General features: G+C 40.0%; 13 protein-coding genes. All 13 read left to right on the top strand.

The genetic code is table 11. From position 1 onward, the window contains the following. The first annotated feature begins 111 nt into the window (after positions 1-111). A complete protein-coding gene (locus tag B7E05_RS13980; RefSeq protein WP_080874779.1) occupies positions 112-501 on the top strand; it encodes a YlqD family protein in 390 nt (129 codons plus the stop codon). 15 nt (positions 502-516) lie between these two features. Then, positions 517-1,029, top strand: coding sequence for a ribosome maturation factor RimM (gene rimM, locus B7E05_RS13975; RefSeq protein ID WP_080874778.1), 513 nt, complete (start codon positions 517-519; stop codon positions 1,027-1,029). After that, a complete protein-coding gene (gene trmD / locus B7E05_RS13970) occupies positions 1,030-1,767 on the top strand; it encodes a tRNA (guanosine(37)-N1)-methyltransferase TrmD (protein WP_080874777.1) in 738 nt (245 codons plus the stop codon). It abuts the gene before it with no gap. 120 nt (positions 1,768-1,887) lie between these two features. Then, entirely contained in the window at positions 1,888-2,232 is a 345-nt protein-coding gene (gene rplS, locus B7E05_RS13965; protein ID WP_080874776.1) for a 50S ribosomal protein L19, read from the top strand. Positions 2,233-2,462: 230 nt separating this feature from the next. Next, positions 2,463-3,020 carry a signal peptidase I gene (gene lepB, locus B7E05_RS13960; RefSeq protein WP_080874775.1) on the top strand — a complete coding sequence of 186 codons (558 nt, stop codon included), beginning with the start codon at positions 2,463-2,465 and terminating at the stop codon, positions 3,018-3,020. Positions 3,021-3,180: 160 nt separating this feature from the next. Further along, complete coding sequence (gene ylqF / locus B7E05_RS13955) at positions 3,181-4,020, top strand: ribosome biogenesis GTPase YlqF (protein WP_080874774.1); 840 nt, start codon at positions 3,181-3,183, stop codon at positions 4,018-4,020. Positions 4,021-4,171: 151 nt separating this feature from the next. Continuing rightward, on the top strand, positions 4,172-4,945 hold the full coding sequence (locus tag B7E05_RS13950; protein WP_080874773.1) for a ribonuclease HII: 774 nt from the start codon (positions 4,172-4,174) through the stop codon (positions 4,943-4,945). Positions 4,946-4,964: 19 nt separating this feature from the next. Then, complete coding sequence (locus tag B7E05_RS13945; RefSeq protein WP_080874772.1) at positions 4,965-7,139, top strand: hypothetical protein; 2,175 nt, start codon at positions 4,965-4,967, stop codon at positions 7,137-7,139. After that, positions 7,136-7,414 carry an EscU/YscU/HrcU family type III secretion system export apparatus switch protein gene (locus B7E05_RS13940; protein WP_080874771.1) on the top strand — a complete coding sequence of 93 codons (279 nt, stop codon included), beginning with the start codon at positions 7,136-7,138 and terminating at the stop codon, positions 7,412-7,414. The genes B7E05_RS13945 and B7E05_RS13940 overlap by 4 nt, the downstream gene beginning before the upstream one ends. A 158-nt stretch (positions 7,415-7,572) precedes the next feature. After that, positions 7,573-8,733 carry an ADP-forming succinate--CoA ligase subunit beta gene (sucC, locus tag B7E05_RS13935; RefSeq protein ID WP_080874770.1) on the top strand — a complete coding sequence of 387 codons (1,161 nt, stop codon included), beginning with the start codon at positions 7,573-7,575 and terminating at the stop codon, positions 8,731-8,733. Between the two features lie 52 nt (positions 8,734-8,785). After that, positions 8,786-9,688 carry a succinate--CoA ligase subunit alpha gene (gene sucD, locus B7E05_RS13930; RefSeq protein ID WP_080874769.1) on the top strand — a complete coding sequence of 301 codons (903 nt, stop codon included), beginning with the start codon at positions 8,786-8,788 and terminating at the stop codon, positions 9,686-9,688. Positions 9,689-9,806: 118 nt separating this feature from the next. Continuing rightward, complete coding sequence (dprA, locus tag B7E05_RS13925) at positions 9,807-10,706, top strand: DNA-processing protein DprA (RefSeq protein WP_245833101.1); 900 nt, start codon at positions 9,807-9,809, stop codon at positions 10,704-10,706. 84 nt (positions 10,707-10,790) lie between these two features. Beyond that, entirely contained in the window at positions 10,791-12,869 is a 2,079-nt protein-coding gene (gene topA, locus B7E05_RS13920) for a type I DNA topoisomerase (protein WP_080874768.1), read from the top strand. Positions 12,870-13,119: the final 250 nt, after the last annotated feature.

Genomic DNA, 13,119 nt, shown 5'->3' with positions numbered 1-13,119 from the left:
ATGTATTCTGTTTGGACAGCTTGGTGAAGGGAAAGCTGACCCTGTTTTTTTTAGGGCTCAACTTTCCCTTTTTACACATTTTCGAATCTATCAGGCAGGAGCTGAATATCATTGAAATTAATCAAAAAAGTTCCCATTAAGTTAGTTGTAACCGAAGAAAGCAAAGAAAAAATCCGCCAAAATTTCACGAATCATAAATTACGTCTTGAACAAGAGTGTCAACAACTCCAATTTGAAATAAGAAAATTAAAGAACAAAAATACAAATGTCCGTTCCGATATGGAATCGAAGTTTAACCAGGAAATTAAAAATCGGCAGGAAAAAATGAAGCTGCTGGATTTTAAAATAGAGCAGCTGGATGAATTAGAAATGGGTAGTGAAATCGTGGAAAAAGAGGTTGAAGCTCTTGTTGAAGTCGAAGTCGGCTCAGATTGGAACCACATTATGAAGGAGCAGGCTATTGTAATTAAAGATGATAAAGTTATCCGAATTGATGATTAGAATAGGTGGGAAAACATGCACACAGAGAAATTAAAAATTGGAAAAATCGTTAATACACATGGCGTTCGAGGTGAAGTGAAAATTTTGCGTGTTACCGATTTTGAAGAACGGTTCACTCCCGGCAATGAAGTAATTCTCGTATCAGATGATGGGGATACTTCATTAACCATTGCGTCACACCGCATTCATAAAGGTTTTGACTTACTGACATTCGAAGGATATACAAATATGAATGAAGTGGAGAAGTGGAAGGGTTTGAATTTGTATATCGATAAAAATCAAACAGAAGAATTGGAAGAGAATGCGTTTTACTATCATGAAATTATCGGCTGCGTGGTTCAGACAACGGACGGAGATACTTTAGGGAAAGTAAAAGAAATCCTGTCTCCTGGTGCTAATGATGTCTGGGTTGTACAAAGACCTGGTATGAAGGATTTGTTAATACCTTACATTGAAGATGTAATTAAAAAGGTAGATATTCAAACGGGAGTTATTACAGTGGAGTTAATGGAAGGGATGTTAGATTAGATGCATATTGATATTCTGACGCTTTTCCCGGAAATGTTCCATGGTGTAATGGAAAGCTCTATTTTAAAGAAAGCAGCAGATAAAGAACAGTTTTCTTATCAGCTCATTGACTTTCGTGATTATTCGACAAATAAACATAAAAAGACAGATGATTATCCTTATGGCGGAGGAGCAGGCATGGTGCTGACTCCACAGCCTGTATTTGATGCGGTGGAAGCTGTAAAAAAAGACAGTAAATCCCGTCCCCGTGTGGTTTTAATGTGTCCTCAAGGAGAAGCTTATACACAACAAAAAGCAGAAGAATTTGCGCAGGAGGACCATTTGATTTTTATATGCGGTCATTATGAAGGGTATGATGAACGAATTCGTGAGCATCTGGTAACGGATGAAATATCCATCGGCGACTATGTATTAACAGGCGGAGAACTGGGGGCCATGGTTGTTGTAGATAGCGTTGTTCGGCTATTGCCGGAAGCACTTGGAAATGAAGCGTCGGCTAAGCAGGATTCTTTTTCAACAGGTTTATTGGAGCACCCCCATTATACACGTCCGGCTGATTTTCGGGGAATGAAGGTTCCGGATGTCCTTTTATCAGGTAACCATGCGAATATTGATGCTTGGAGAAGGAAGGAATCTTTGAAACGAACCGCTCAAAGACGCCCAGATTTGTTGGGAAATCAAGCGTTGAATGAAGCGGATAAAAAAATACTTCAAGAAATAAAAAATAACGAAAAGTAGTTGTACTTCACGCAAGAATATGCTATATTATTAATTGTGCTTATGTGCGTATAAGTATGTAGAACGATGTTCCGCTGTTCAAATGAGGACATGAGCATTAGTTTGGAAGGAGTGAAAATCATGCAACAAATTATTGCAGACGTAACCAAAGATCAATTGCGTACAGATCATCCTGATTTTCGACCTGGTGATACATTAAAAGTTCACGTAAAGGTTGTAGAGGGTAGTCGTGAGCGTATCCAGGTATTTGAAGGTGTTGTAATCAAACGTCAAAACGGCGGAATCAGCGAAACATTTACAGTAAGAAAAATTTCTTACGGTATTGGTGTGGAGCGTACTTTCCCATTACATTCACCAAGAGTTGATAAAATCGAAGTTTCTCGTCGCGGTATCGTACGTCGTGCGAAGCTTTATTATCTTCGTAACCTGCGCGGAAAAGCAGCTCGTATTAAAGAGCGTCGCTAATCAGCCGACAGAGAATTTGAAACGAATACAAAAGGGCTACGTCAATGATGGCAGTAGCTCTTTTTCATTGCTTCAGAAAATATAATACGAAACAACATTTCTGTTTCGAGTATGCTGCACGTTAGATTCTTGTTCAAGAAGTGGTATATAAAAAAATATACTTAGAAGTTGTTTATCTAAAGTTTCCTAGCTACAATAATAGGTAGACTGAAGTTATCGGAGGAAGTCAGATGACAGAGAAAGAACAGAAAGAACAAACTAAGAAAAAAAATGAATGGCTGGACTGGATTAAAGCACTGTTGCTTGCTTTTGGCTTTGTGTTTCTGGTACGGATGTTTTTATTTGCTCCTATCGTTGTAGAAGGCCCCTCGATGTTGCCGACCTTACACGATCGTGATCAAATGATTGTCAATAAGATTACGTATACACTTGGAGAACCAGATCGTTTTGATATTGTTGTTTTCCATGCTCCTGAGCAAAATGACTTTATTAAGCGGGTTGTAGGGCTTCCTGGAGAGCATGTAGCAGTAAGAGATAATGTGCTGTATATAGATGGCGAACCAGTAGATCAGCCTTTTTTAAGTGACCAGGTCTTTACAAATGATTTTGAACTGGAAGATTTAGAAGAAGGATACGAGGTTGTTCCTGAGGATTCTGTATTTGTGTTAGGTGATAACCGTAGTAATTCAACGGACAGCCGGATTATTGGGGTAGTGCCGATGGATGAAGTTGTTGGAAAAGCAGATCTTGTCTACTGGCCATTGAATCGTATTCATTTTAGTGAATAAAAATGAGCGATTGGTGATAGAAATGCCCTGAGAGAAAAAATAAAGGGTTTTGAGTTACGTATGTATTTACTTGAAATAAAACAATATATTTGCGAATGAATTTAAGAAATTTCAAGATTAAGTCTTAGAAAGCTTGATATGAAAGGAGTTGAAATACCTTATGCCTATTCAATGGTTTCCCGGTCATATGGCTAAAGCCAGGAGAGAAGTACAGGAACAATTAAAGCTCGTTGATTTTGTGATTGAATTAGTGGATGCGAGAGTGCCATATTCTTCACAAAATCCGATGTTGCAAGAGGTCTTGGGACAAAAGCCGAAACTTGTTCTGATGATGAAAAAAGATTTAGCTGATCCTGCTCAAACAGCTGCATGGATTGAAAGCTATCAGGAAAAAGGTGTACAAGCCGCTGCGGTGGATGTGAACCAAAAAAGTGATATACAGCAAGTTGTCCAGCTTGCAAAGGCTATGGCACAAGAGAAAATGGATAAACTCCAAAAAAAGGGAATTAAACCCAGACCTGCAAGAGCAATGATTGTTGGTATTCCAAACGTAGGGAAATCGACATTAATTAACCGGCTTGCCAGTAAAAAGGTTGCGAAGACAGGAGACCGTCCTGGAATTACCAAGCAGCAACTGTGGATTAAGATAAAGAAAGACTTTGAATTGCTTGATACACCGGGTATTTTATGGCCGAAATTTGAAGAAGAGGTTGTAGGGTACCGACTTGCTGCAATCGGAACAATAAAAGATCAGCTCCTTCCGTTACAAGATATTACTGCCTTTGTTATCCGTTTTTTATTTGAAGAATATCCGAATCGTTTACCGGAACGTTATGATATAGAAGACAGCACGGATATGGTGGAACTATTTGAAGGCATAGGGAGAAAAAGAGGCGCATTAGAAAGCGGCGGACATGTGAATTTTGATAAAGTTTCCGATATTGTTCTTCAGGATTTACGTACTGGAAAATTAGGCAAATTCACATTGGAACAGCCATAGAGTGAATCTTTATTTCGCAGCGGCCATTGCACTGCGATAAAATGTATGATTAGTCTGCAAGGGATTTTTCTTTGTAGGCTTTTTTCGTATCTAAAGTGGTTATTTAACATATCGGGAAAAATGACGATAATAAAAGAAAGCAGGTTACATCATGAAAAAACAATCCATCGCAGAAATTAAGCAATTATTACATGGAGACAATCTAACATCTGAAGAATGGGAAATGCTTGTGCAGGATGATAGAAAAGGCGTACAGACTCTTTTAAAATCCTATCAGCGTAAACAAGCGCGTGAAAAACAATTAATCGAACAATTTGAAAGCATGCAGCAGTATGAGAGAAAAGCGTATTCGAACGGTGCAAAATGGATTGCAGGTGTAGATGAAGTAGGGAGAGGACCGCTTGCAGGTCCTGTTGTAGCAGCTGCTGTTATCCTGCCGGAAGATTTTCGTTTAATCGGCTTAAATGATTCTAAGAAGCTGAAAGAAAGCGTGAGAGAAGAATATAGTACATATATCAAGGAACATGCAGTCAGTTACCACATTTCTTTTATAGATAATCAGGTGATTGATGCAATGAATATTTATGAAGCAACGAAAAAAGCAATGTACGAAGCGCTGGCTGGATTAACTCCTTCGCCGGAACATGTATTAGTAGATGCCGTTCATCTTCCGGGACTAAATCATTCCCAAGAAGCCATTATCAAAGGAGACGCCTCCAGTATCAGTATTGCAGCGGCCAGTATTTTGGCAAAAGTAGCCCGTGACCAGTTCATGAAAGAATTACATACAAAATATCCGACTTACCATTTTGATAAAAATATGGGATATGGAACGAAAGCACACTTGGATGGACTGAATCAATCCGGAGTGACACCTTACCATCGAGCGAGTTTTGCTCCAATAAAAACATTATTAAAAGAATAAAGAAAAAAGAGGAGAAGCTATGCGGATTCAAGATAATGTAATGACGGGGAAATTATCACAATCAACCAAAGCAGGTTTGCTTCAGAATTTGAAAGCGGGCGATGTTTTACAGGGTACTGTCAAGCAGCTTTATCCACATCATCGAGCTGTGATTCAAATGCAAGGACAACAGGTGATAGCCCAGCTTGAGGCCTCTCTTTCTGTTGGCGGCAGATACTTTTTTCAAGTGGACTCCACGGAAGGGAATATGCCGGAGTTAAAAGTAATGACCGGTGAACTGCAGAATGGACAGCAAATAACGCGCCAGCTATTGCAGCAACTTGGTATAAAAGAAAATAAGCTGTCTGTCCGGCTGGTTAACGCTCTTGCCAAAGAACAGGTACCTATACAACGAAGTGATCTGAAGCAGGCCCTCCAATATATTCAGGAAAATAAAATTTCCCGGCAGCAAGCCTTGCCTGTTCTCATGCAGCTGATGAAGATGCGTATTCCGGTAACGCAAGCTTCTTTTCAAGCGGTGCACGTATTACAAAATGGCAGTATCAGTGAAGGTTTAGCATCATTAGACCGCTCTCTTTCTCCTGGACAGCAACCGATGCTGCAAGCTGATTTAGAACATGTTCTAAGAGGCTTTCCATCTGAACAGAGTGCTGTACGTGCAATTCTGACTGCGGATGCTCAAACAGCCAGACCTGTTTTATTTCCATTGCTTCAAGACCTCGGTATCGTTTCCAAAGCATTGGATAGACAAGGATGGTCGAATATTTTACAACAATGGAACCCGTCAGGTCCGCAGAATACACCAAACCAAGCAGCATCCACATCTCCATTTACAGCCAGTTTTGAAGGAACCAAGCGGCAGCTTCAATCGATTTTAGCGAACCAGCAGCTGCTGCTAGCTGAAGCAAATGCAGTACAACAGGGAAATAATACGACAGCGCAGATGAGACCAAACTTGGAAGCACAATATCCAACATATTTTTCAAATCAGGCACAAGGAAATGAAGCGGATACCCGGCAAGTAATCAAAGCATTATCAGTGCCGGAAAACTTTCAAACGCTGGAACGGTTCATGCATATTTTAGATACATCTACGGAAAGAATGGCGAGGAATGTCCTGACTGCCGATGCCCAAGCTGCAAAACCAGTACTGTTTCCTCTTTTGCAAGACCTCGGCATTATCTCAAAAACATTAGATAAGCAAGGGTGGATCAATGCATTACAGCAATGGCAACCATCTATATCAAAAAGCCAAGGAACAACGGCGGTACCATTTACAAGCAGTTTTGAGGGCACCAGGGAACAACTCCAGTCTATTTTGAACAGCCAGAAACAATTAATGACAGAGGCTAAAGCATTACATGGAGCGATGGCGCAAGGGAATAATACCGCAAAGCAATCGAAGACAAATCTAACCGCTGTATTTCCTTCGTATTTCGCTCATCCTGAGACGATAACGCAGGAAGGGAAAGACACCATGCGCCCTTTGCTGGAAGCTTTAATGGAACCGAAAAATTATCAGGCACTGGAGCGATTGATGAACATTTGGATGGCTTCAAATGAAACTAATGCGCATCATCCGAAAGAACAATTTTTGCAGCAAATGCTATGGGTCCTGCGTGATGCTGGTTTAAATGCAGAAAGCTCCCTGAAAACAGACGAGCCTCATACGATGCAATTCAAACATTTACTACTGGAAATGCTTCAGCAAAACGGGAGCACTCCGGGTAGAGAAAACGCACAGCAAGTCGTTCATTTTTTAAATGGTATGCAAATAAATAATATGCAGGACAATCATTATTTTATACAGGCTAATATACAGATACCTAGTCAAAAGTTTGGTTTATCCAAGGATATCGATTTACAATTTGAAGGAAAGAAAACAGCTGATGGAAGGATTGATCCGGAACATTGCCGGATTATATTTGACTTGGAGCTATACAGTATGAAAGAAACCATCGTAGATTTGCATGTTCACAAGCAGGCAGTTGCTATTACAGTTTATAATGATCAGCCATCTACACCGATGTTAGTAGACCAATTGCGTCCTGATTTACAAGAAGCATTGGAAAAAATGGATTATCAAGTAGCATCCATTACCTGCAAACCTTATACAGAAGATGGTAAGCAACATCAGGCAGGGAGCACTGCTGATGAACAATCTGTCCAGAGAAAGGTGGACTTTCGCATATGAATGAGAAACGGAAAAAAGCAGTTGCTTTAAGCTATGAGCAGCGTATGGAAGAAGCACCACGAGTTGCCGCCGCAGGGAAAGGCTTCCTGGCTGAAGAAATCATCGAACGGGCGGAGGAGCATCACATACCGATAGTGGATGACCCGTCCTTAGTAGAAGTGCTGTCGGAATTAAACATCAATGAACAGATTCCGGAAGAACTGTTCCAAGTCGTTTCAGAAGTATTTGCCTTTATCTATCGGGCAGATAAACAAACCGGAAAAGCGAACAAATGATAAAACGATTTTGGGAAAGGATGGAAAAATTCACCTTCAATAAATCATTGTTTTTGATGAAAAAGGAAATAATATTGAATTTATGTTCTCTATTTCTTGTTTATTTTCTCTATTTTTAATACAATAGTATTGCATTGATTTTGATAGGAGGATGGAAGATGAACATTCATGAGTACCAAGGTAAACAAGTTTTACGAGAATTTGGTGTAAACGTTCCCGACGGTCATGTAGCTTATTCCGTTGACGAAGCTGTAGAAGCAGCAGAGAAGCTTGGGTCGTCTGTAACCGTTGTCAAAGCGCAAATCCATGCTGGCGGGCGCGGAAAAGCCGGCGGTGTAAAGGTTGCAAAGAGCCTGGAGGAAGTTCGTACATATGCGGATGAAATTTTAGGAAAGACCCTTGTAACACATCAAAATGGCCCTGATGGCACAGAAGTAAAACGTTTACTTATTGAAGAAGGCTGTGATATTCAGCGTGAATATTACGTAGGGGTAGTTCTTGATCGCGCTACATCCAAAGTTGTTATGATGGCGTCTGAAGAAGGCGGCACAGAAATAGAAGAAGTGGCAGAAGCAACACCAGAAAAAATCTTTAAAGAAGTGATTGATCCGGTTGTTGGTCTATCACCATATCAAGCTAGAAGACTAGCTTTTAATATTAATATCCCGGATGAATTGCTGGGGAAAGCAGTTAAATTTATGACGGCGCTTTATGATGCTTTTGTTGCCAAAGATTGCTCTATCGCAGAAATCAATCCGCTTGTAACAACTGGCGATAATGAAGTGCTTGCATTGGATGCAAAATTAAATTTTGATGATAACGCCTTGTATCGTCAATCGGATATAGCCGATTTGCGTGATTTGGCCGAAGAAGATGAGAAAGAAATTCAAGCTTCTAAATATGACTTAAGCTATGTTTCCTTAGATGGAAATATCGGATGTATGGTAAATGGCGCCGGTTTGGCAATGTCTACAATGGACATTATTAAGCATTATGGCGGCGATCCGGCAAACTTCCTTGATGTAGGGGGCGGTGCTACAACCGAGAAAGTAACAGAAGCATTTAAAATTATTCTTTCCGATAAAAATGTAAAAGGGATTTTTGTAAACATTTTCGGTGGAATTATGAAGTGTGATGTCATCGCTGAAGGTGTTGTGGAAGCAACAAAACAAATGGGACTAACGATTCCGTTGGTTGTTCGCTTGGAAGGCACAAACGTAGAGCGGGGTAAAGAAATTCTAGATGAATCAGGTCTGAATATTACCTCTGCATCTTCTATGGCAGATGGCGCAGAAAAAATTGTTGCTGCCGTAAAATAAAGTTTAGTAGTTACCGTGTATTGACTTACAAATAGGAAAGGACGGACTTAGAATGAGTGTTTATGTAAATAAAGATACAAAAGTAATAGTCCAAGGAATTACAGGTGGAACAGCGCGTTTCCATACAAAACAAATGCTGGACTATGGGACTCAAATTGTTGGTGGTGTGACACCGAAAAAAGCGGGGACAGAAGTAGAAGGCGTTCCTGTCTTTAATACTGTGGAAGATGCTGTAAAAGCTACTGGAGCAACTGCATCGGTTATCTATGTACCGGCTCCGTTTGCCGCTGATGCGATTTTGGAAGCAACAGATGCAGAGCTTGATTTAGTAATCTGTATTACAGAGCACATTCCAGTGATGGATATGGTAAAAGTAAAACGTTATATGGAAGGCAAGAAAACACGTCTTGTCGGCCCTAACTGCCCTGGTGTAATCACTGCAGATGAAACAAAAATTGGTATTATGCCTGGATATATTCATAAAAAAGGACATATCGGAGTTGTTTCCCGTTCTGGTACCCTAACCTATGAAGCAGTTCATCAATTATCAGAAGCTGGTTATGGACAAACAACAGCTGTTGGTATTGGTGGCGACCCTGTTAATGGGACAAACTTTATTGATGTATTAGATGCATTTAATAATGATCCGGAAACAGAAGCAGTTATCATGATTGGTGAAATCGGCGGTACTGCGGAAGAAGAAGCTGCTGAGTGGATCAAAGCGAACATGACAAAACCAGTCGTTGGATTTATCGGCGGAGCAACGGCGCCTCCAGGAAAACGGATGGGCCACGCAGGTGCGATTATCTCCGGCGGAAAAGGTACAGCAGAAGAAAAAATCCGCATTATGGAATCTTGCGGTATTAAAGTAGCTGCTACACCTGCTGTGATGGGAGAAACAATGATTGAAGCATTAACAGAAAAAGGCTTGCAGGAAAAATGTAAAACACACTAAAACTGTAAAGATTATCTAAAAAAGAAGCCGGACAGCAAATGCTGCTTCTATCTGATAAAAGGTAGAAGCAGCAAGATGTCCAGGCTTCTCCTTTTAATAGGAAGGAGAAGGAAAAGCGTTGAACTATCACTTTAATCGGTTAGACTTCATTCATCTCTGCCGCTGTCGTTATGCGACACGTTCTTTTATCCGCAAATGGGTACGGGTGGATCCGGACCTGAAAAAGATTTACCAAATCTCTTCATCTGAATTGTCACAAATTATTCGAATTCCTCAGAAAAAAGCACAACTCCTCTTGAAAGACCTTCATAATCTCCAACGAAAACAAAAGATATTGGAAGAGTCAAGAGCGTTCCATATCATCACAATAGTTGACGAATATTACCCTGTTATGTTAAATACAATTAAAGACGCACCGCTCGTTTTATATGGTGCGGGAAACGTAGACTTATTAACAAAACAGCCGGCACTAAGCGTAATCGGTACTAGGAATCCATCGAAAGAAGCATTTGAAAAACTTGCACTTGCGATAACGCCTATAATTGATTCGAAATGGGTTATTGTTAGCGGAATGGCTAGAGGCGTTGACAGTATGGCGCACCGACTGACATTACAACGCCAGGGAAATACGATTGCAGTTCTGGGCAGCGGTTTTCATTCTGTTTATCCTAGAGAACATCAGAAACTATATCAAGAGATGGTAAAGAAAGGACTCGTTCTTTCCGAATATCCGCCTGATACACCGCCTCAAAAATATCATTTTCCTGAAAGAAACCGGATTATAAGCGGTTTGGCAATGGGAACGTTAGTGATTGAAGCGATGAAAAAAAGCGGCACAATGATTACAGTAGATCAGGCTCTTGACCAGGGTAGAGATGTTTTTGCAGTGCCGGGTAATCCGCTTATAAAACAGTGCACAGGTTGTAATGAAATCATTCAAAATGGTGCTAAATTAATCCAATCTGCGGAAGATATTTACACAGAATGGAATTATTATTTTCAAAAGTTCAATAAATAGTGTTTGACAAAATCGTATTCTATCTATAGTATTAGGAAAGATTTCTATTCGTAAATTGTCAACCTCATTATGGGAGGAACGTACATGTCAGATTATCTCGTTATCGTTGAATCGCCGGCAAAAGCAAAGACGATTGAACGATATTTAGGAAAAAAATATACAGTAAAAGCTTCCATGGGTCATGTTCGTGATTTACCCAAAAGTCAAACGGGAGTAAATGTAGAAGATAATTATGAACCAAAGTATATCACTATCCGAGGAAAAGGAGATATACTTAAAGACTTAAGAAAATCAGCGAAAAAAGCGAAAAAAATCTATCTTGCAGCCGACCCGGACAGGGAAGGGGAAGCCATTGCATGGCATTTAGCATATGCTTTAAATGTAGATGAAAATTCGAAATGCCGTGTTGTTTTTAATGAAATTACCAAAGATGCTATTAAAGAATCATTTAAGCATCCCCGTGCAATAGATTTAAATTTAGTAGATGCGCAGCAGGCCCGCCGTATTCTGGACCGTTTAGTAGGTTATAATATCAGTCCATTACTATGGAAGAAAGTGAAAAAAGGATTGAGTGCAGGACGGGTACAGTCTGTTGCTTTAAAAATGATTATTGACAGGGAGAAAGAAATTGAGAATTTCAAACCCGAAGAATATTGGTCTATTGATGCTGTGTTTACAAAAGGAAGCGAAACATTTGAAGGTTCCTTTTATGGTGTTGATGGCAAGAAGAAAAAACTGCAAACCAAAGATGATGTGGAAGAGGTTAAAAAGAAACTGGATGGAAAAGAATTCACTGTTGACAGTGTGAAAAAACGGGAAAGAAAACGAAACCCCGCACTTCCATTTACAACTTCATCCCTCCAACAGGAAGCAGCAAGAAAACTGAACTTCCGGGCAAAGAAAACAATGATGATTGCGCAACAATTATATGAAGGAATTGATTTGGGCCGTTCTTCCGGTGGGATAACTGGTCTCATCACATATATGCGTACAGATTCTACCAGAATTTCTGACAGCGCCAAGGAAGAAGCAAAAGATTATATAAAAGAGAACTATGGTGATAAATATCTTGGAAAACAAGGCGCAGCTAAAAATAAAAACGGTGCACAAGATGCCCATGAGGCCATCCGCCCGACTTCCACGCTTCGTGATCCAAAAGTATTGAAGGAAAAACTGTCAAGAGATCAATTACGCCTCTATAAACTTATCTGGGAACGTTTTGTTGCAAGCCAAATGGCACCTGCCGTAATGGATACAATGACCGTTCATCTGTTAAATAACGGCGTAGAATTCCGTGCAACCGGTTCAAAAATAAAATTTAAAGGTTTTATGAAAGTCTATGTGGAAGGCAACGACGATAATAAAAAGATGGAAGATAAAATATTGCCGGACCTGGAAGAGGGCACGAAAGTTGAATCGAAAGAAGTGCAACCGAATCAACACTTCACACAGCCGCCGCCGCGTTATACAGATGCAAGACTTGTTAAAACCATGGAGGAAATGGGAATCGGCCGTCCATCTACTTATGCACCGACACTGGATACGATTCAGCGCAGAGGATATGTAACAATGGACAATAAACGATTTGTCCCGACGGAATTGGGAACCATTGTCTGTGAATTAGTGAAAGAGTTTTTCCCGGAAGTAGTTGATGCCGAATTTACTGCGAAAATGGAAACAGGCTTAGACTCTATAGAAGAAGGAAAAACAGCTTGGATCGATGTCATTGATGATTTCTATCAGGATTTCAGCAAACAGCTTGAAACAGCAGAAGCTGAAATGGAAAAAGTAGAAATTCGTGATGAACCTGCAGGAATTACCTGTGAAGAATGTGGATATGAAATGGTATATAAAATGGGCCGTTACGGGAAGTTCTTGGCATGCTCCAATTTCCCTGAATGCCGAAATACCAAGCCGATTCTGAAGAAAATAGGTGTTACTTGCCCGAAATGTCATAAAGGTGACGTAGTAGAAAGAAAATCAAAGAAAAAGAGAACATTTTACGGTTGCGACCGATATCCGGAATGTGATTTTGTTTCATGGGATAAACCTATTGCCAGACCTTGTCCAAAATGTGACTCGATGCTTGTTGAAAAGAAAACAAAAAAAGAAACACAAGTTCAATGCTCGAACTGTGATTATAAAGAAGTGGCACAGAAGTAACTGATCATCTGATCGGTTACTTCTGTTGTGCGTTAAGAGAGAAAAAGGGAGTAATGTCATCTGCATAATGCTCGAGTGAGCCAGGTTATTTTTGAAATAATCCGTATAAAGTATCTTAAAGTTGACGAAAATGGTAACGATGATTATAATCTCTACTTGGCTAGGCACTTTCTCTTTTCAAAAGGAAAGAGGCCTATCCAGATGAAAAGAATATGTTGCGTGATTAAAAATCGTAATTTGCTGATCTTAA

The sequence above is a fragment of the Oceanobacillus timonensis genome (assembly GCF_900166635.1).
Lineage (GTDB): Bacteria > Bacillota > Bacilli > Bacillales > Amphibacillaceae > Oceanobacillus > Oceanobacillus timonensis.
This window is presented reverse-complemented; position numbering and strand designations above follow the sequence as displayed.